Genomic DNA, 20,804 nt, shown 5'->3' with positions numbered 1-20,804 from the left:
TGGAGCACATACTATCTTTATCATCTAAATATTCTTGTACAGCATTTAGTTTTTCTTCTATGCGGTACTTACCTTTTTTACTCAAAAAAATACCCCCTTTCAGGAAACAAGTTTTTATTATTTCACTTGTCTACCTAAAAGGGAGCATATCACAATACAGGATGTGTATTGTAAACCGGGAGCTTTTTGCGATTGAAGAATACATCCATTTAAATAAAATCATACAAGGATTCCACGAACGTTAGAAAGGATTACGATTAAACAAAATAATGATATGTTAGTTGAAGATGGATAAACCGGTCAAAAAGATGGACAAATCAATAAAACAGAAAGCTTCCGGTTCTTCCCAGTTTTTTTAATCAAATTATGTTATTTTATCCATGTAAGAAAATCAGGATCGGATGATAGAGTGGGTACAACAAAACTTCAAATCCATCTGCAATATGGTTATTTCTTGTATTTTCCAGTCGATTACAGTAATATAATAGGGTACGCTTTCTATAGCGCCCGGAATATATTGGATTAGAAGGATGGCACATAACGATGAAAATGGAAAATTTACGGGATGATAAAAAACTAAAACTGGAATTTGCGGGGCTTATTATCCTTGTGATACTAGTCGCGAGTATCTGTGTGTTCTATGTAAAAAATCTGGAACGGAATATGAAGGTAGAATCTGATCGTTACCTGGGGGAAGTGGCTTCGCAGGTGGGAAACGTATTGAACGACAGACTGGACGCAGTGTTTTATACGATGGATATTATGGCGCTTACCTGTGCCAGTATGGACAGTCTGGATCAACAGCTGAGCTATCTTAAGCTCGTACAGGATAAGACACCGGATGAAATGCTGGGGGTCGTGGACCGGAACGGACTGATGCGGTTAAGCAGCGGCGGTTCGGTGGATCTCTCGGAAGTTCAGGCAGTACAGCGTGCATTAACCGGCGCACAGTCGCTTTCCGGCTGTGTCAGTTCACCGGTAGATGGCTCAGACATCTTCTTATATTGTGTACCCATGAGTGGTGACAATGGCGTGGTTGGTGCGGTTGTAGCCAGCATGTCCGCAGCACAGTTTCGGGAACTATTGAATGTGGGGAGCTTTAATCAGGAGGGATATACGCAAATCGTGGATGCAAATGGCTCTTTTCTCATAGACTCCCAGAATAAAAATGCGGTTAAGAACCCGACGAATCTTTTTCAAACCCTGGAACGGCAATGCAGGCTGGATCGCGGATATACCGTAACCGGGATACAAAATAAGATCGAGGGAGGAATGCCCGGCGTCTTGTATTACAGGTCGGAAGATGGGATACATAAGGTTATGAACTATCAGCCGCTTGCCAGGGAGGGATGGTACCTGTTGTCTGTGGTTCCGACAAAAGAGACGGAAGATCAGTGGAATTCGTTTATCCTGCTGGCGATTGCCATCAATATCTCTATCGTACTGCTGTTCGCCGGTCTTATCTGTCTCATAATCCAGATGCAGAAGAAAAACCGCAGGCGGCTGGAAAATATCGCATTTGTGGATCCTGTGACCGGTGGGATGAACCGGACCAGATTTGAGATGGAAGCGCAGGGACTGATCGAGAAGGCAGAGGCGGATACCTATGCGCTGATTTCTTTGGATATACAGAAATTCAAACTGATCAATGATGCGTTTGGCAGCAGCATGGGGAATAAAACGTTGAAATATGTTCATGATGTTATTCAAAGGCATCTTAAACCCGGTGAGATCGTATCCAGGATCTCCGCAGATACCTATGATGTGCTGATGAAGAACCGGCCGCAGGAAGAGTTCCTAAGCTGGCTGAAGGAGCTGGTGGAAGAGATCAACGTGTTTAATGAGGATCTGACAGACAAGTATTTTCTTCCGGTTTATGCAGGGGTCTATGTGATCCGGGAAAAGGGGCTGCATATGATTACGATGCAGGACAGAGCCAACGTGGCCCGGAAAAATAACAAGCAGATCAATGAGACGAAACTCTACTCCTGTGTTTTTTATTCCGATATGGAGCGGGTACGGATGATCCGCGAGAAAGAGATTACGAACAGGATGCAGACTGCTTTGGAAAACCGGGAATTTGTGGTCTACCTGCAGCCGAAGATGGATATCGAGACAAATACCGTTTCCGGGGCAGAGGCTTTGGTGCGCTGGCAGGATCCTGAGAAAGGGCTGCTGCAGCCGGGGGAATTCATACCCGTGTTCGAGAAAAACGGATTTATTGTGAAATTGGATCTGTTTGTGTTCGAGGAGGTCTGCCGCTTGCTGCGCCGGTGGATTGACCAGGGTATCGATCCGATTCCGATATCGGTGAATCTGTCCAGGGTACACCTGAAAAACCCGGATTTCCTGGATCAATTCCGTAAGATCTACGAGCGGTATCAGATCCCGCCCCAGCTGCTGGAGATTGAATTGACCGAGACAGTGGTATTTGAAAATCTGGAATTCCTGATCCATGTGATCGAGCAGATCCATGATATGGGCTTCCGCTGTTCCCTGGATGATTTTGGAAGCGGGTATTCCTCTCTGAATATGTTAAAGGATGTCCCGGTGGATGTCTTAAAGCTAGACCGGGCCTTCTTCCAGGAAAAGAAAAGCAATGCCAAACGGGGAAAATGTGTCATCGAGAATGTTATCGAACTGGCCAGAAAGCTGGACATGGATACCGTCTCCGAGGGGGTGGAAACCATGCACCAGGTGGAATTCTTAAGGGAGGCCAAGTGCCATATGGTGCAGGGATATGTATTTTCAAGGCCGATCACTATCTCTGATTTTGAAGCGTTTGCGTTTTCCGGGAATTCTGGCGGAGAATCGGAATAAGCGATTCCGCGAATGGATTCCTTAACACTTATCAACCTGATTTATAGATGACGCCAACCATGCGCCGCTGGAGGAAATTATGCCTGCTTTTACATTACATTACCTGTTCGGAACGGACACCCTGCATGACCTGGAAAAGGGCCGAATCAAAAGAGCCGCCAGGAATTATCCCTGCGCATTCTCTCTTGGGTTACAGGGGCCGGATATCTTTTTCTATTATCTGCCGATGTATCTGAAAGAGGAGAAAATCGGGACCATGATGCATGACGGCGGTGCAAATCTCTTTTTCCGGAATCTCATGACCTATCAGGAGAAGCTTGCCGATGAGGATGAGCGCGAGCTGATTCTGGCCTATACGGCCGGTATGCTGGGTCATTATTCCCTGGACACAGTGTTCCATCCTTATGTCTATGCCTACACGGATTTTCACCCGGGACTAAAGCAGAGCAAAGCTTATTATGCCAAACATTTTGCCATGGAATCTGATCTGGACCTGTTATATCTTCGGGAGCAGAAGGGAATATCCCCCAGGGAATTCCGCCGGTACCGCACCATTGCCCTGGGTTACCAGGAGCAGCGCAGGATCGCAAAAGCGCTATGTTACGCGATTCTGCGTACTTATCAACGGGGTTTCCCGCTGCCGGCGATGATGACTGTGATCTACAGTATGCGTCTGGGAACAGCTGCTCTTCGGGATCACACAGGCCTTAAGAAATGGCTGATTCAAAAGCTGGAGAAACCATTCTTCGGCTGTCCGCTGGTCTCCTCCCTGATCGAGGGGAGTCAGGTTCCGGATCCTGATAAGCTGTGTAACAGGAATCACGAGAGCTGGAGGAATCCATGGGATCTGACGGTGGAATCCAAAAAGAGTGTAGCGGAACTGTATGAGCAGGCCAAACTGCGCTATGTCCGGATTCTGAGGCTGCTGGAAGAATATCCTGGAAGTGACCGCCCTGGGAGACAGGAACTGTTGCGCCGGATCGGCAATCTTTCCTATCACAGTGGATTAGATATCAAATAAAACAGATTCTTAAAACAGTTTCACGATGTACTTCTGAATAGGCCCCTTTTCTTAATATACTTAGATATAGAAAGGAAAGGGGCTAATTTTTATGATACATGTTGTCGCAGAGGGGGAAACCCTGTATTCCATCGCAGAACGCTATCAGGTATCCGAGGAGAGGGTCCGTTATGACAATCAGATCGAGGATCCCGTTGACCTGGTGCCGGGGCAGGCACTTCTGATTCTCATACCCGAAATTGTTCATGTCGTACAGGCAGGAGAATCCCTGTACGGAATCGCGGAAGACTACGGGACTACGGTTCTGGCACTTCTTCGGAATAATCCATATCTGGACACCAGGGCTTATCTCATCCCAGGGGAGGCCATCGTGATCAGCTATGAGGAAAAAGGGACCAGGGATGCTGTAGTGGGAGGCTATGCCTATCCATACATACGGGAAGACATTCTGAGAGAGGCTCTGTTATATCTAAGTGAGCTGATGATATTTTCCTATGGATTTAACACGCTGGGGGATCTGATCGCTCCGGATGACGAATGGCTGATCCAGGAGGCGTTAAATTATGGGGTGGCGCCGATTATGGTACTTACCCCTATCTACGAGGGGCGTTTTAACAATTATCTGGTAAACCAGGTAGTTGAAAACCCTTCTGTTGCGGAGAACCTGATCGACCAGATCTTGCAGACGGTGGAAGCAAAGGGATATGCGGGGGTCGATGTGGACTTTGAGTACATTCTGCCGGAAGACAGGGAGGGGTATGCGGCCTTCATCCGGGATCTGACCGAACGTATGAATGCACAGGGTTACCGGGTAAGTGTGGCCCTGGCCCCCAAGACTTCCGCCGAACAGCGCGGGGTGTTGTACGAGGGGATGGATTACCGGCTTCTGGGCGAGTACGCGAACTGGGTATTTCTGATGACCTACGAGTGGGGATATACCTACGGTCCTCCTATGGCAGTGGCTCCGATACCAAGTGTGCGAAGAATCCTGGATTATGCCGTTACAGAAATCCCTCCGGAAAAGATATCCATGGGTATTCCCAATTATGGTTATGATTGGCCGCTTCCTTTTGAGCGGGGAACCACCCGGGCCGCTTCCATCGGTAACCCTGAAGCGGTGGCTCTGGCAGCCGCGAACGATGTCGAGATCCAGTTCGACTCCGAGGCCCAGGCTCCGTATTTTTACTACGTGGATTCCGGTGTTACCCACGTCGTCTGGTTCGAGGATATGCGCAGCATCTCTGCGAAGTTTTCCCTGGTCGAGGAATATAATTTCCGGGGAATGGGTTACTGGAATCTGATGCGGCCGTTCCGGGCCAACTGGCTGCTGCTTCACAGCCGGTTTTCTATACGAAGGGAGTAGGAACGCGAAACGTTCGGCCTGGTGCAGGCGCGGGGCTGTGGACGGGCGGCGGGGCTGTGGACGGGCGGGGAGGACAGGGACAATAAGCGGTTCCTGTCCGGATGGTTTGTACCAGGCTTTGTTCCATTCCTGACCGGACAGCCTGTACTGTCCTCGCATCCTCCCCGTTCCGGTATCCTATTTCTCTAAAAATTGAACGCATGGTCAAAAAATATAGAAGATTCTTGTGTTTCAATTTCATTGATGATAGAATAAAACCATAGAATATTCCGAATTACCGTTTCACCTGCAGTGAAACGGCGGGATATGGAACCCGTTAGGAGGATGTTAACATGGATAAAACATTGTATGATTTAATGGATTGGGCCGCGATCGAAGCGATTGTGTATTCGGAAGAGGACAATCCCCACAATATTTTGGGGCCGCATGTGGTGGACGCCGGAGTATTGGTACAGACATTTATTCCTACAGCAGAAAAAGTGACCGTTAAGTTGAAAAACAATGGCAGTGAATACCCAATGGAACAGGCAGATGAAGAAGGCTTCTTTGCCGTACTGCTTCCAAGAAAGTCTGTTCCTGAATATACATACGTAGTAACGTATGACAATGGAACCGTACAGGAGATCGGAGATCCTTACCGATTCGCCCCACAATTTACAGAAAAAGAGACAAAAAAATTTAACGCAGGTATCCTCTATCAAATTTATGAGAAAATGGGAGCTCATCCCATGAATATAAAAGGAACCGATGGCGTTTATTTTTCAGTTTGGGCGCCGAATGCCATGCGGGTCAGCGTGGTGGGCGACTTTAATCTCTGGGATGGACGCAGACACCAGATGAGACGTCTGTGGGATTCCGGTATCTTTGAACTGTTCATTCCTGATCTGGGAGTGGGACAACTCTACAAATTTGAAATTAAAACAAGAACCGGACTGGTAGTGCTTAAGGCGGATCCTTATGCGAACGCGGCGGAACTGCGTCCCAACACTGCTTCTGTAGTCACGGATTTGAATCATTTCACCTGGAAAGATGATAAATGGCTGGAAAACAGAAAAAAGGCGGACACATCCAGAGAGCCCATGTTCATTTATGAAATGCATCTTGGTTCCTGGCAAAAGCCGGAGGACGGAAGGAATTTTTATAATTACCGGGAACTGGCTCCGATGGTGGCAGAGTATGTGAAAGATATGGGATATACGCATATCGAACTGATGCCGGTGATGGAGCATCCGCTGGACGCTTCCTGGGGGTATCAGGTGACCGGGTATTATGCGCCGACCAGCCGGTATGGGTCACCGGAGGATTTTATGTTCTTCATGGATTACATGCATGAGCAGAACATCGGTGTGATATTGGACTGGGTACCGGCTCATTTTCCCAGAGATACCTGGGGAATGTCGAACTTCGATGGGACATGCCTGTATGAGCACTCGGACCCCAGAAAGGGATCGCATCCGCACTGGGGCACATTGATTTATAATTATGGGCGCCCGGAGGTCAAGAATTTCCTGATTTCCAATGCGCTCTTCTGGATTGATAAATTCCATGCCGACGGAATCCGGATGGATGCGGTGGCTTCCATGCTGTATCTGGATTACGGTAAAAATGAAGGGGAATGGGTGCCGAATATCTACGGCGGACATGAGAATCTGGAGGCCGTGGAGCTGTTTAAGCATCTGAACAGCGTGATCAAGGGCAAAAAGTCTGGAGCTGTTATGATCGCGGAAGAATCTACCTCCTGGCCCATGGTGACCGGCGACGTGGAGGAGGATGGACTGGGATTTGATTACAAATGGAACATGGGGTGGATGAATGACTTTATCGGCTATATGCGGTATGACCCGATCTTCAGAGGGGCACATCATGGCGAACTGACGTTCAGTATGATTTACGCTTACAGTGAGAATTTTATTCTGACTCTTTCCCACGATGAAGTCGTGCACGGGAAAGGTTCCATGATCGGGAAGATGCCCGGCGGGCGGGAGGCAAAGTTCGCGAATCTGCGCGCTGCTTATGGTTTCATGATGGCACATCCTGGCAAGAAGCTGCTCTTTATGGGCCAGGATATGGCTCAGTTTTCCGAGTGGTCCGAGGAGAAGAGTCTGGAGTGGGATCTGCTGGAATACGAAGATCATTCTCATATGAAGAATTATGTGAAGGCTTTGGTGACGCTGTACCGCACATATCCTGCGCTTTATCAGCTGGATTATGATCCGAAAGGGTTTACCTGGATTAATAATATATCTGCAGATGAAAATATGCTGGTATTTACGAGAAATACGAAGAAAGCGGAGGAGACGTTGCTGGTTGTGTGCAACTTCTCGGCATTGGAATATGAGGACCATAAGATAGGGGTTCCCTATGCGGGAAAATATAAGGAGATATTTAACAGCGACAGTACACAGTTCGGCGGAACCGGCGCGGTTAATTCCCGTATGAAGCAGTCCAGAAAAGACGAGTGTGACGATCGTCCGAACTCGATCAAGATCAAAGTTGCGCCGCTTAGTATTTCTATATTTACGTATACAAAGGCCGTAGAAAAAATCAGTACCAACAAAGCGGCGAAGTCCAAACCCTCGAAGGCGGCCGCACCAGCCGCGAAGAAGAACCTGAAGGCCGAATTGGCAGCCAAATTTATGGAAGAGGAATTATCTGCCGCTGATCCTGTGCTGGAATTGCCGAAAGCAGAGGCTGTGGAAACTGCACCATTAAAGACAGAAATAAAAAAGGTTGAACCTAAGAAATTGGAAACGAAAAAGGTTGAGCCAAAAAAAGTCGAGACTACTAAAGTGGAGACGAAGAAAGTGGAGACGAAAAAGGTTGAGCCTAAAAAAGTAGAAACCACAAAGATCGAGCCTAAAAAGGTAGAAACTACAAAGGTTGAACCCACAAAGGATGAGACCACGAATGAAAAGAGCAAATAAGAAAGAGATTAAAGAAATTCTCACTAAATAATAATCATATTAGGAGAAGCCAAAAGAAACCTGTGAACCTAAGAAACCGAAGAACGAATGAAATCTAATGCTGTTCTTAATCCATCGACAATCTGCGGGCGCGGTCAGCGCGCCCGTATTTTATGCGATAGATAATCAGGAGGAATATATGTATTTGTTCGCACTGCTGACAACCAGTACGGAAGAGCTGCCGGACTTAAAGGATCTGCAGCCGGAGGACGTTAACCGGTTAGTAAAATATGTCAAAGACTCGATACCTGGTCTGATCGATTTTGGTATTAAAATCGTCATCGCTGTCGTTCTTTTTTTCATTGGAACCAGACTAATCAAATTAATCCAGAAACTGATCCGCAAAGCAATGGAGAAGCATGGATCTGAGGTTGGTGCCGTTCAGTTTGTCGGCTCATTTGTAAAGGCGGCTCTATATTTTCTGCTGATCTTTATCCTGGCTGGATATTTGGGAGCAGATACGGCATCGATCGTAGCTTTGGTGGGATCGGCCGGCCTGGCTATTGGTCTAGCCCTTCAGGGAAGTCTTTCAAATTTTGCAGGAGGAGTTCTGATCTTGCTGCTGCGTCCCTTCAAAGTGGGGGACTATATCATAGAAGGAACCTATGAGGGCACCGTAGACAAGATCGAGCTGTTTTATACCCGGCTTCTGACCGTGGATAATCGGATGGTGATTATCCCAAACGGGATTCTATCGAACAATAGTCTGACGAATGTCACCGCCCAGGAAAAACGTCAGATCGATATCCGGGTGGGGATCGCCTACGATGCGGATTTGAAAAAAGCAAAAGATCTGCTTCAGAACATAATGGATCAGGATGGCTGTGTATTAGAGGAAGATGATACAAAAGTGTTCGTTGACAGCCTTGCGGACAGCTGCGTGCAGCTGGGCCTGCGATGCTGGGTGAAAACGAATGATTACTGGCCGACTCGCTGGCGGATGACGGAAACCATTAAACTATTGTTTGACGAGAATTATATTGAGATTCCCTTTAACCAGCTGGATGTCAATATCAAAGATAATGTCAGCGCAAAGAAAGCAAAATAATTGTCCATTTGGCAACTAAATCATCCATGATTTAATTTCTCTAACACTTAGCAGTTCTATACAAACCTAATATTCTTAAATGGATGGATCGTAATATTAAAATTCAAATAAGGCATTAAATAGATTACAAAACTGGAAATAATAGGAGGAATATGAAGTGAGCGAAATCAGAGATATCACACTGGCGGAATCCGGTGCCAGAAAAATTGAATGGGTAAAGAAGAACATGCCGCTGCTGCGCAATCTGGAGATTGAATTTGAAAAAGAAAAGCCCTTTGCGGGCAAACGGATCGCTTTGTCCATTCATCTGGAGGCCAAGACGGCCTATCTGTGTAAGGTGCTGGCTGCTGGAGGGGCCGAGATGTACATTACCGGCAGTAATCCCTTATCCACACAGGATGATATAGCTGCCGCCCTGGTGGAGTGCGGGCTGAATGTTTACGCCTGGTATGGTGCTACAGATGAAGAATATAACCGACATATCAGCTCCGTCTTAGAGCATGATACCAACATTATTATCGATGATGGCGGGGACCTGGTCCATATGCTGCATACCAAGTACCAGGACAAGATCTGCCATGTGATCGGCGGATGTGAAGAGACCACTACCGGAATTATCCGCTTGATCGCGATGGAAAAGGCAGGGGAATTAAAATTCCCTATGGTGCTGGTCAACAATGCGGAATGTAAGCATTTCTTTGATAACCGGTATGGTACCGGCCAGTCTGTATGGGATGGCATCATGAGGACGACGAATCTGATCGTGGCAGGCAAGGTGGTAGTAGTAGCCGGTTATGGCTGGTGCGGAAAAGGGGTGGCCATGCGCGCCAAGGGACTCGGGGCACAGGTAATCGTCACGGAGGTCAATCCGGTGAAGGCCATCGAGGCGGTGATGGATGGTTTTGATGTGATGCCGATGAAGGAAGCCGCCGCTTTTGGTGATTTCTTCGTGACCGTAACAGGGTGCAGCAGTGTCATTACAGAGGAAGACTTCCGGGTGATGAAAAATGGAGCGATCCTTTCCAACGCCGGACATTTTGATGTGGAAGTGGACGTGAAGGGTCTGAAAGAGATCGCGCTGGAATCCCGGGAAGAGCGTAAAAATATCATGGGTTACCGTATAGACGATGAACGCTGGATCTATGTTCTGGGCGAGGGGAGATTAGTGAATCTGGCCTGCGGGGATGGGCATCCGGCGGAAATTATGGATATGAGTTTTGCAATCCAGGCTCTGAGTGCGAAGTACCTGGTGGAACATGCCGGTAACCTGACAGAGAAAATCATACAGGTTCCCAGGGAAGTGGATGAGGAGGTTGCCGCCAGAAAGCTGAATTATATGGGGAAAAAGATCGACAACCTGACATCGGAGCAGGTTGCTTACCTGAATAGTTCTACAGTCTGACGAAGAACTGGCAGTGCGGACAGCATAGAGTGCTGCCCTATATAGGGAGATTTAAAATGCGGATTGTGGTAATAGACGGCCAGGGCGGCGGTATCGGCAGCAGCCTGGTAGGAAAATTAAAGGAAGCGGCTTCCCCGGAGACGGAGATTATCGCTGTGGGAACGAATGCGCTGGCGACTTCAGCCATGCTCAAAGCCGGCGCCATGGCCGGCGCTACCGGTGAGAACGCGGTGATTTTCAACGCAGCCAGGGCGGATGTGATAACTGGGCCTATGGGGATTCTTCTGGCCAACGCAATGTATGGAGAGATTACCCCGGACATGGCTCAGGCAGTTTCCTCTTCGCAGGCGTTAAAGGTTCTGGTTCCCATCTCTCAGTGCTCTCTCAGAGTGGCAGGCGTTGCAGGCAAACCTCTGGCCGCCTATGTAGAAGAAGTGGCGGCCATAATTTTGGACTATAAAAACTGAAATTTTGTATGATTATCCTGGTTTACGGATATCACTTCTGAATTATCCAGGACCATATGACAGTCTTCTTTGATTCCATAATATTCAAAATATCGGTTCTCCATAGGAATCCATTCCTGTAAAAAGCGCCGGTGCATATGCGGTCCGTTTCTTTGCAGAATGCACCGGCTTTGTGCATCCTTAGAAACATCCAGGAAGATTTTAAAATCCGGTTTTAAGCAGCAGCCGGGATGCAGGCTGTAAGCGCCTTCAACGATCCGCAGGGGCTTTAATGGAACTTTTATGTAATCCTCCAGTGTCATTGTGGCACACTGAAATTTTTGATATGTAAATTCCCGGTGGCAGAGTAGTCCTTCGGCTGTCTCCGCATAAAAACGTTCATAGTCTATATTCCCGCCTGGTTCTTCCAGGCGTTTTTCTGTGCGCTGCTGTGCCTGTAAAAAGAAGTCGTCCATATGAATCACCGCGGCATCAAAAACAGAGCTTAACAATTCGGCCAGAGTGGATTTACCAGAAGCACACCGGCCATCGATGACAACAGTCACATATTCCTGTTCCGATAGCAGCTTTGCAATACGCCCGATGACAGACAGATAGTAGCCGTAAACCTCATAGACGATCCGGTAAGCGGGCCGATAGGCGGCGTGATAGACAGTGCTATGGCTGAGTACCGGATAACCCATCTCTCGATAGGTATTCATATAGCTGTGATATTCGTCTTCGGAGAAAGGAAGATCACCCCGGCTGCAGCAATGCTGAAGCACCAGGCATTTTTCTTCAAAAGAAGAGATAGAGCCATTTACAGTATTTGCTGTCCGACAGAACATACGATGGATACAGCTCAGCAGCGTTACTGGTATCTGTTCATTTAGATAAAGCCTGCACAAGCCGTTCCCGATGGATTCATAATACCCGTGGCCGGTATCCTGACTGGTATCAGCAGCACCGGCCGACATGGGTTTTGGAGCACCGGACTTATGATTTTGTTCCCACTCTTTTTTCAGACGGACAAAGGCTTCCGACTCGTTTTGAATCATGTGTCCGCCGCCGAATTCGTTCTGATATATAAGCTTTATCAGATCCTGCAGCTCCAGACATGGATAATTTCGGTATTGCCGGATTAAAATATTTGAGAGTTCATGATGGTCAGCCATAAGGTTCTTCCTTTTCGTTCAGTTTGTGTAATATAGCGGAAGGATGAGGGTGTTATATCCCCACAGGCTCATCGCTGGAAAAAAAGTGAGCCCGTTTCAATGCCAGTACGACCGGAGGGATCACGACCAGCTGCAGGATAATACCGGGAATCGCATTTAGAACAGCACCGCCGGCGAAGATCTGCCACGTAAAGAGTGTACCGGCCATTGTTGACAGAATCATACTTACGATTCCCCATACAATTCTTCCGCCGATCATAGATAAAATCAGGGACAGATAAACAGTTGACACCTTCTTGGGCAGTTTTCTGGAAAACAGGCCGGAGAGAGCGCCATAAGCGGCCAGTTCAAAAGCCATAGCCAATGCCGTAGGAAATAGAGGCGGCATGCCAAATAACGCGCTTCGCAGAAGCGGAGTTACGAATCCTACAATAAGCCCTAACGGCCAGCCGCAGACAAAGCCGCATAACAATACCGGAATATGCATGGGAAGCAGCATACTTCCGATCTGTGGAATCTGACCGGTAAAGAATGGTAAGACAATTCCTAATGCGATAAAGACCCCTGCAAATACCAAATTCTTGGTCGAAAAATAATTGGTTTTCATAATTTCGTCTCCTTTGGGTAAGCTTTAAGAGGTGATTCCTGAATAGAAACACAAAAATACCTCTCAAGAATGAGAAGCAGATACCTTCATGGTAATTAGAATGTCTTCCTGAGTTCCGATCAGATAAATGAGAACTGCAAAACTACGCCTTCATGGCATTTTCATTTTTTATTATACTCTGGAAGAACATTCCAGTCAAATGATATATTCTGCATTCCACTGTAATCGGATATTTTAAAGAAACGAGATTAAAAACTCACAATAAATGGCTGAAATTAAAAAAATAAATTGTACAACATGCATAGCTCTGATATAATGAAAACAGTATATTTTGAAATGGAGGCGGGCATCATGAAAGGTAATGTAATTGTAGGACAGTCCGGAGGGCCGACTGCGGTAATCAATTCCAGTATCGCCGGTGTATATCGAACGGCGATCGACAGAGGGGCCAGGAAAGTGTACGGAATGTTGCATGGCATTCAGGGCTTTCTCGATGAAAAATATGTGGATCTGAGTGATCACATCCGTAATGACCTGGATGTGGAGCTGCTAAAGAGAACCCCATCCGCGTATCTGGGATCCTGTAGATTCAAATTGCCGGAGATCCATGAAGATCGCGATATTTACGAGAAGATCTTCAGAATACTGGATAAGCTGGAGATTGAAGCATTCATCTATGTGGGCGGCAATGATTCCATGGATACGATCAAGAAATTATCCGACTATGCGATCGTAACCGGACACGATTGTAAGTTCGTGGGAGTGCCCAAAACCGTAGATAACGACCTGGCTCTCACAGATCACACGCCCGGATATGGAAGTGCGGCGAAATATATCGGTACCTCCACAAAAGAGGTAATCCGGGACGGGCTGGCATTGACCTATGACAAAGAACAGGTTATCATCCTGGAGATTATGGGACGTAATGCCGGATGGCTGACCGGGGCGGCGGCTCTGGCCAGAAGTGAGGACTGCGACGGGCCGGATTTGATATACCTTCCGGAGCTGACCTTCGATGTGGACAAATTTAAGAAAAAAGTCGGAGAGCTGCTGGAGAAAAAGAAATGTGTGGTGGTTGCCGTATCCGAAGGGATTAAAGTGGCGGACGGCCGCTATGTGTGCGAACTTTCGGAAGGCATCGATTCCGTAGATCCTTTCGGACATAAGCAGCTGACCGGAACGGCCAGCTACCTGGCCAGTATGCTGGCTGCAGAATTCGGCTGTAAGAGCCGCGCCATAGAACTGAGTACCCTGCAAAGAAGTGCGTCCCATCTGGCGTCCCGGGTGGATATCAACGAGGCGTTCCAGGTCGGCGGAGCCGCGGTGAAGGCTGCGGACGAAGGCGAAACAGGGGTAATGGTGATCCTGGAGCGGGTTTCCGACGACCCATACCAGTGCGCTACAGCGGTCAAGAATGTCCATAAAGTTTCCAATGTGGAAAAACTGGTGGCCAGGAAATGGATCAATAAAGAGGGCACGTATGTGACCGAAGAATTTCTGGACTATGTCAGACCATTGATTCAGGGAGATTATCCGCCTGTTATGGTAGAAGGACTTCCCAGACATCTGTTTCATAATAATAAATGGTAATGGGCAGAATGGTAACGGAGCACTTACCTATGAAATAAATAAAGGCCCCGGTGATTGCCAAGGCAATCACTGGGGCCTTTAAACTGCAGTATTTAATTATTTCTTTTCATCATTGATGATCAGCGCCATAAATACCAGATCCTCCTCGCCGGCATTCGCGATCCCATGACCGTTACCGGTGGGCGTATATGTAGTATCACCGGCAGTTACACTGCGTTCGTTACCGTTATCCGTGTAAATGCCGTTTCCGGTCAGGAAGTGAAAGGTCTCGCTTTCTCCCATATGCTCATGGTAGCCTATGGAACATCCTTTCGCAAGAGTAATCTTCGCATACAACCTGCACATACCATTCATCTGTGCATCATCCAGAATGTGCTCAATCACTACCGTACCGTTACCTCCGCGCATACCTTCTCTTTTTTCGATTCTGTTAGACATGACAGAAACCTCCTTTATATTTGATCCGGTTATTTGCTATTTTATCACAGCCCGGACGGGTTGTCGACTTTTTGCAATGTGCTGGAATCCAAACGATCGGGCCAGCCTGGGATCCGGCCGTTTAAGATAGCGCGGAACATTCGCTCCCTGGCGCCCGGATGCTCGAAGTTTAACTGCCTGACCAGGTTTTTCGCGTATTCCCGTTTCGTAAAACCATCGATGGGACAGCGGCTTTTCGCCACTGGCAGCTGATACTTGTTCTGAAAGCCGATTACATCCGCCTCATTTACATACATCAGCGGTCGGATCACTGTTACATCCATGCGGTCCAGGTAGGTTTTGGGAGAAAAGGAATAAAACCTGCCTTCAAAAATCAGGGAGAGCAGCATGGTTTCTATTATATCGTCTTTGTGATGGGCATAGGCGACTTTATTACACCCTAATTCCTTCGCTTTTGTATTGAAAGCACCTTTCCGCATTTTTGCGCACAGGGCGCAGGGGTTGGGTTCTTTTCGGTCCTCAAAGATGATTTTGGCGATCTGGGTATCGACCACGGTATAGTGGACGCCCAGCTCCCGGCAGAGTGCCCGCACGGGCTCCACGTCGAATTCTTTGTATCCCAGGTGCACGGTAACCGCCTCTATGGTAAACTTCCTGGGATAGAAACGCATCAGCCCGTGCAGCGCATAGAGCATCGTCAGGCTGTCCTTTCCGCCGGATATCCCAACGGCGATTTTATCTCCATCTTCGATCATCTGATAGTCATCCACGGCCTTTCTGGTGTAACTCAAAAGCTGTTGTAATTTCATTCCTATTTCCTCCAGTGGCGCGTACGCTGCGCCATTAATTTCACAGATACCATTTTCCTTTGACATTATAGCATGAGTTGCCGGATTCAGAAACTGTTTTTCTGACAGAATCGGAGTATTAATTCTGATTTTTTATGGAGAGTGTGGTATAATTTGAAAGGATAATTTGACAGAGAACGACTGCGGAAACAGGTTCAGTGAAGCTATTTCCGTAGAATTTAGGGCACGGAAAACACGCCGCTGGAGGGAAATATGAAATTCAAATGGGACAAGAAGTATCTGCAATGGGGCATAACGGCATTTCTTACCGCTGCTGCCATTCTTATTTTTTACTATTTTATGTTTCACGGGGATAATATTCATGCAGGGATAATGAAAGTGGTCAATATCTTAATGCCGGTCATTTACGGGGCGATCCTTGCCTATCTGCTGACCCCGATTATCAACTTCTGGGAGAGGCATACCTTTGCCGTCTACCAGAGAAAGCATGGGGATCCCTCCCGGAAGCTTCGTAAATTCTTTCGCTTCTTTTATATCCTGCTGGCATTGATCCTGGTGGTCGTCGGTCTTTTCGGCCTGCTCTATATGGTCGTTCCCCAGGTCGTGGCAAGTATCGCCACCATAATTATGGGGCTGCCGAATACTTTACACGATATGGAGGAATGGGCGCTGGAGCTGCTGAGGAATAACCCGGATCTGGAGCAGGTGATCAGTAATGTGCTGGAGAATGCCACACAGGACCTACAAAACTGGATGACGAATGTGCTGCTGCCGTCAGTGAATACACTGCTGCTTCAGATTTCCCTGGGTGTGGTGGATGTAGTGGTCGTGCTTAAGAACCTGTTTATCGGCTTTATCGTATCCATCTATATCCTGGCCAGCAAAGAAACCTTCGCGGCGCAAAGTAAAAAACTTTTATTTTCCCTGTTGAGACCCCAGAAAGCAAACCTGCTGCTCTCAAACCTCAGATTTACCAATAAGACTTTCGGAGGATTTATCAGTGGAAAATTAATCGATTCCCTCATTATAGGTATTTTATGCTTTATTTACACAAAAATCGTAGGCGCGCCCTACGGGATGCTGGTCAGTGTGATTGTTGGGGTTACCAATATCATTCCCTTTTTTGGGCCTTACATTGGGGCGGTTCCCAGCGCACTTTTGATCCTGATGGCAGATCCCATGCAGTGTGTATATTTTATTATCTTCATCATCGTACTGCAGCAATTCGACGGGAATATTCTGGGGCCCAAAATCCTGGGAGGCTCCACCGGGCTCTCCAGCTTCTGGGTGCTGGTATCCATTCTGCTGGGGGGCGGGCTGTTTGGGATCGTTGGAATGTTCGTGGGCGTTCCCCTGTTCGCGGTGCTGTATGCCGGTGCGAAAGCTCTGGTGAACAGGTCCTTAAGCGCTAAGAATCTGCCTACAGATACCGATGTCTATCTGAAGCTGCAGGCTGTGGATGTGGTGACAAAAGAGTTTGAATATCCGCAGGAGCCTGCCGGACATTTGAGAAAGAACAACATACAGGAAAAGGAGGCAGATAAGAAATGAGATTGGTGATTCAACGAGTAAGCCAGGCGTCGGTGCAGGTTGACGGTGAAACCACCGGGCAGATCGGCAGAGGATTGCTGGTGCTGGCAGGCGTTTCGGACAGGGATACCAAAGAAGACGTGGACAAGCTGGTTCAGAAAATAATCAAACTGCGGATCTTCGAGGATGGGTATGGAAAAACGAACCTTTCCCTGAAAGATGTGGCCGGCGGACTGCTGATTGTCTCCCAGTTCACGCTGTACGCCGACTGCCGGAAAGGGAACCGGCCCAGTTTCACCGGCGCCGGCAGCCCTGCGCTGGCGGAGCAGTTGTATGAATATATGATATCCCAGTGCAGCAAAGAGGTGGAGAGGGTAGAACATGGCATTTTCGGAGCGGATATGAAGGTTCAGCTTACGAATGACGGACCTTTTACCATAATTTTGGAAAATTAGTTTACGTAATATTTTTATGTTTACCTGATGCTATGTAAAGCGGATTGAATTTATATATTTATAGAAAGAGGAGATTCATTTTGAACAAAGCAGCGGTATTTTTTGATCTGGATGGTACGATCTGTGATATAAAAAGGGGGATGCCCGATGACACGAAAGAAGCAATTCACAGGTTGAGAGCCAATGGGCACAAAGCGTTTTTATGTACGGGAAGAAGCAGAGCCTATCTGCCCAAAGAATTATCTGCGCTTAACCTGGACGGTATGGTAGCCGCCTGCGGGGCTTATATGGAATATCAGGGGCACTGCATTTACAATGAACGGATGTCTGCCCCTGTAGCCAAAAAAACTGTGGAAATTTTACGGGCCAACGGTTTAGTTCCGGTGATGGAAGGCTGGGATTATCTCTATTATGATAAAGAGGAATATCACAGCGGTATAGACTGGTACGCGGATCTGATCACGGAACAATTAGATGGACGCTGGCGGCCGATCCGGAACAATGAAAACATGATGGACATCAATAAGGTGAGTGCCAAACGGACGGCAGGCCGCTTTGATGCAACCGATAGTTGACAGGTAGTTGGTAGAAAGTTGCGGGTATGTCTGGTATGATCAGACCAACAGGAAGGAGCGAAGATCATGCTGGGAGAAAAAATCAAAAATCTGCGGGAGCGAAACGGATATTCACAGGAAAGGTTGGCGGAACAGTTGGGTGTCAGCAGGCAGGCCGTATCCAAATGGGAAACCGGCCTGTCCAGGCCGGATATGGGAAATTTGATCGCGCTGGCTAAACTGTTTCATATTTCTTTTGATGAGCTTATCGGGAATGGGGAAGCCGATCGGACGGCTGAACCCGCTAGTATGGAAGGGCCGTTTGACAGTGAGGCGACAGGGATAAGCGAAAATTCACAAGACATCCGGGAGGAGGACTATGCCAGGCGCAGCAGCGCGGAGAAGCAGAAAATGCCTGGGAAGAAAAGCCGGATATTCTTCACTGCCGGTTGTATGTTCGTCCTGTTGTTATGTGGTTACCTCTATTTCTATCATTTTGATACTAAGGGAATCGGTAACCTGGATTCCGGTAAAACGGGTTCAGGTTACCTGGACTCAGGAGGGAGCGAAACAGGTAATATGGTATTAAGTGAATTCGATCCTGGCAATTCGGGGATAGAAAGGCCCAAGACAGAACATCCGGAAGATATGAATTTGGATCAACCGCAGGACAGCCTAAACGCGGTGGAAAGTGTTCAATTCCAAACTGTAGTACAAAATTTTGCAAATGCCTATTTTCGTTCCGATCCGAAAGAGGCCGCGCAATACTCCGTGATTGCGGAAGAGGAGATCGAGGTATATCCGGAGGATATTTCAGAGGATCTCGCTTATATGGTTTTGAAATGGGATCCGGAGGACCTGTCTGACCAACCTGTCCGCGTACAATATCAGTGGCAGTTAAAGGGAAGCGACAGTGCCGATTATCTTGGCCTGGAGGTAATGAAGATCAATGACGAGTGGAAAGTCACCTTATGTTATCTGGAAAAATGAGATTCCGCGGTTAAGACAAGTTAAGAATCGCTAAGAAAATGTTAATTTTACTGTTCCGCAGTTGACGGCTGCAAGGACCATGCATATAATACGCATATAGCTCCAAAAAATGAATGCATTGGAAAGAAGCGCCATGGAACAGGTGGATTGTGAAGCGGACCCGGACGATAACTTCATATTCTTACATGTATTTTACAGGCATAGACTGTGCTGGAACAAACGCATGAGTCATGCCTTTTTGTGTGCCAAAAGTTTTACGAGGAATTAGAAATAAAGGGGAGTGACATCAATGATACAATTTCTGAAAAAGCAGTCGCCTGGGCGGTTGATCACTTTGGGCTTTGCAAGCGTCATATTGTTAGGGGCCGTACTGCTCATGCTGCCATGTGCGGCCAATGAGGGGGTAAAGGTAACTTTCATCGACGCATTGTTTACCTCCACCAGTGCGGTATGTGTTACCGGGCTGATCGCCATTGATACGGCGGATCATTTTAACGTATTCGGACGAACCGTCGTGGCGCTGCTCATACAGATCGGGGGCCTGGGAGTTACCTCAGTAGGGGTTGGTTTCATCCTGATGGCAGGAAAGAGGGTCGGAATCAAAGGGCGGATGATGGTACGGGAAGCGATGAATATGAATACGTCCAAAGGAATGATCCGGCTGGTAAAATCAATTCTGCTCATGACCTTATGCTTTGAAGCGGCAGGAGCTTTCTTAAGCTTCATCGTATTTGTCCAGGATTATCCTCCGCTTCAGGCACTGGGAATCAGTTTGTTCCATTCCGTGGCGGCATTTAATAATTCCGGATTTGATATACTGGGCGGCTTACATAATCTGATTCCATATCAAAATAATGTGATGCTGAATCTGATCACCAGCGGTCTGATCATATTCGGCGGCCTGGGATTTCTAGTCATCCTGGATGTGATCAAGAAACATTCCTTCAAAAAGCTGTGCCTGCATTCCAAAGTGGTTATCACAACCAGTGTCATCTTGTTGGCGATAGGAACGGTTCTTTTAAAATGTACGGAAAATATCAGCTGGCTGGGAGCCTTTTTCCAGAGCGTATCCGCCCGGACAGCCGGTTTTTCCACCTATCCCATCGGAACCTTTACCAGTGCGGGTCTGTTTGTCCTGACCATACTGATGTTCATCGGTGCGTCTCCTGGATCCACCGGAGGCGGAATCAAGACAACTACGCTTTTTACCCTGCTGCTGACGGCGAAAAGTGCGGCAACCAATCAGCATTGCCTGGCCTTTCACAGGAAAATATCAGACGAGGTGATATCGAAAGCCTTCATCGTAGCATTTTTATCCCTGTTGGTCGTCAGCATCGGCACACTGGCGCTGTGTATCTGTGAACCGGAATATTCTTTTATTCAGATATTATTCGAGGTAACATCCGCGTTCGGTACCGTCGGCCTCTCCACAGGCATTACACCGGATCTGGGTGTGGCGGGAAAGCTGATCTTAATTCTTACAATGTTTATCGGAAGGCTGGGTGCCCTGACAATCACTTCGATCTGGGTATTCAAGACCACCTCCAATGTCAGATATACCGAAGAGATGATTACAATCGGTTAAAGAACAAT

At 47.5% G+C, this 20,804-nt stretch carries 17 protein-coding genes; 13 read left to right on the top strand and 4 right to left on the bottom strand.

From position 1 onward, the window contains the following. Positions 1 to 543 precede the first annotated feature (543 nt). From KTH90_RS14580 to KTH90_RS14550, 7 genes are all read left to right on the top strand, one after another. On the top strand, positions 544 to 2,820 hold the full coding sequence (locus tag KTH90_RS14580; RefSeq protein ID WP_238726984.1) for a bifunctional diguanylate cyclase/phosphodiesterase: 2,277 nt from the start codon (positions 544 to 546) through the stop codon (positions 2,818 to 2,820). A gap of 79 nt (positions 2,821 to 2,899) precedes the next feature. After that, on the top strand, positions 2,900 to 3,841 hold the full coding sequence (locus KTH90_RS14575; protein WP_238726983.1) for a hypothetical protein: 942 nt from the start codon (positions 2,900 to 2,902) through the stop codon (positions 3,839 to 3,841). A 91-nt stretch (positions 3,842 to 3,932) separates the two neighbouring features. Continuing rightward, positions 3,933 to 5,204, top strand: coding sequence for a glycosyl hydrolase family 18 protein (locus tag KTH90_RS14570; RefSeq protein ID WP_238726982.1), 1,272 nt, complete (start codon positions 3,933 to 3,935; stop codon positions 5,202 to 5,204). Positions 5,205 to 5,536: 332 nt separating this feature from the next. Continuing rightward, positions 5,537 to 8,128 carry a 1,4-alpha-glucan branching protein GlgB gene (glgB, locus tag KTH90_RS14565; protein ID WP_238726981.1) on the top strand — a complete coding sequence of 864 codons (2,592 nt, stop codon included), beginning with the start codon at positions 5,537 to 5,539 and terminating at the stop codon, positions 8,126 to 8,128. Positions 8,129 to 8,306: 178 nt separating this feature from the next. Beyond that, positions 8,307 to 9,215, top strand: coding sequence for a mechanosensitive ion channel family protein (locus KTH90_RS14560; RefSeq protein ID WP_158353989.1), 909 nt, complete (start codon positions 8,307 to 8,309; stop codon positions 9,213 to 9,215). 157 nt (positions 9,216 to 9,372) lie between these two features. Continuing rightward, a complete protein-coding gene (locus KTH90_RS14555; protein WP_158353988.1) occupies positions 9,373 to 10,617 on the top strand; it encodes an adenosylhomocysteinase in 1,245 nt (414 codons plus the stop codon). 56 nt (positions 10,618 to 10,673) lie between these two features. Next, positions 10,674 to 11,084: a DUF3842 family protein gene (locus tag KTH90_RS14550; protein ID WP_238726980.1), complete on the top strand. Its 411-nt coding sequence runs from the start codon at positions 10,674 to 10,676 to the stop codon at positions 11,082 to 11,084. Here KTH90_RS14550 and KTH90_RS14545 read toward each other — a convergent pair. Together KTH90_RS14545 and KTH90_RS14540 are read right to left on the bottom strand one after the other, a co-directional pair. Further along, the gene (locus KTH90_RS14545) at positions 11,072 to 12,238 is read right to left on the bottom strand and encodes a nucleoside/nucleotide kinase family protein (RefSeq protein WP_158353986.1); all 1,167 of its coding nucleotides are present in this window, start codon (positions 12,236 to 12,238) and stop codon (positions 11,072 to 11,074) included. The two genes, KTH90_RS14550 and KTH90_RS14545, sit on opposite strands and share 13 nt — an antisense overlap. A 52-nt stretch (positions 12,239 to 12,290) precedes the next feature. Continuing rightward, the gene (locus KTH90_RS14540) at positions 12,291 to 12,845 is read right to left on the bottom strand and encodes an ECF transporter S component (RefSeq protein ID WP_158353985.1); all 555 of its coding nucleotides are present in this window, start codon (positions 12,843 to 12,845) and stop codon (positions 12,291 to 12,293) included. Positions 12,846 to 13,196: 351 nt separating this feature from the next. On the opposite strand from KTH90_RS14540, the gene KTH90_RS14535 reads away from it, so the two are divergent. Then, positions 13,197 to 14,435 carry a 6-phosphofructokinase gene (locus tag KTH90_RS14535; protein WP_158353984.1) on the top strand — a complete coding sequence of 413 codons (1,239 nt, stop codon included), beginning with the start codon at positions 13,197 to 13,199 and terminating at the stop codon, positions 14,433 to 14,435. Between the two features lie 96 nt (positions 14,436 to 14,531). On the opposite strand, the gene KTH90_RS14530 is transcribed toward KTH90_RS14535, so the two are convergent. Continuing rightward, positions 14,532 to 14,873, bottom strand: a complete 342-nt coding sequence (locus KTH90_RS14530) for a cupin domain-containing protein (protein ID WP_158353983.1) — start codon at positions 14,871 to 14,873, stop codon at positions 14,532 to 14,534. Between the two features lie 44 nt (positions 14,874 to 14,917). Then, a complete protein-coding gene (locus tag KTH90_RS14525; RefSeq protein ID WP_158353982.1) occupies positions 14,918 to 15,682 on the bottom strand; it encodes a tRNA lysidine(34) synthetase in 765 nt (254 codons plus the stop codon). Positions 15,683 to 15,934: 252 nt separating this feature from the next. Here KTH90_RS14525 and KTH90_RS14520 point away from each other — a divergent pair, with 252 nt between their 5' ends. The 5 genes from KTH90_RS14520 (at position 15,935) to KTH90_RS14500 (ending at position 20,796) form a co-directional block, all read left to right on the top strand. Beyond that, complete coding sequence (locus KTH90_RS14520; protein WP_158353981.1) at positions 15,935 to 17,233, top strand: AI-2E family transporter; 1,299 nt, start codon at positions 15,935 to 15,937, stop codon at positions 17,231 to 17,233. Beyond that, positions 17,230 to 17,667 carry a D-aminoacyl-tRNA deacylase gene (gene dtd / locus KTH90_RS14515; protein ID WP_158353980.1) on the top strand — a complete coding sequence of 146 codons (438 nt, stop codon included), beginning with the start codon at positions 17,230 to 17,232 and terminating at the stop codon, positions 17,665 to 17,667. Before KTH90_RS14520 ends, dtd begins: the two co-directional genes overlap by 4 nt. Before the next feature lie 80 nt (positions 17,668 to 17,747). Further along, positions 17,748 to 18,242 carry an HAD-IIB family hydrolase gene (locus KTH90_RS14510; protein WP_158353979.1) on the top strand — a complete coding sequence of 165 codons (495 nt, stop codon included), beginning with the start codon at positions 17,748 to 17,750 and terminating at the stop codon, positions 18,240 to 18,242. Between the two features lie 66 nt (positions 18,243 to 18,308). Further along, entirely contained in the window at positions 18,309 to 19,211 is a 903-nt protein-coding gene (locus KTH90_RS14505; protein WP_238726979.1) for a helix-turn-helix domain-containing protein, read from the top strand. 289 nt (positions 19,212 to 19,500) lie between these two features. Next, positions 19,501 to 20,796: a TrkH family potassium uptake protein gene (locus tag KTH90_RS14500; RefSeq protein ID WP_158353977.1), complete on the top strand. Its 1,296-nt coding sequence runs from the start codon at positions 19,501 to 19,503 to the stop codon at positions 20,794 to 20,796. The last annotated feature ends 8 nt before the right edge of the window (positions 20,797 to 20,804 follow it).

This window comes from Diplocloster modestus (genome assembly GCF_019042245.1).
GTDB classification, from domain to species: Bacteria; Bacillota; Clostridia; order Lachnospirales; family Lachnospiraceae; genus Diplocloster; species Diplocloster modestus.
Note: the sequence above shows the minus strand (reverse complement) of the source record. Positions and strands in the feature narration are given on the sequence as shown.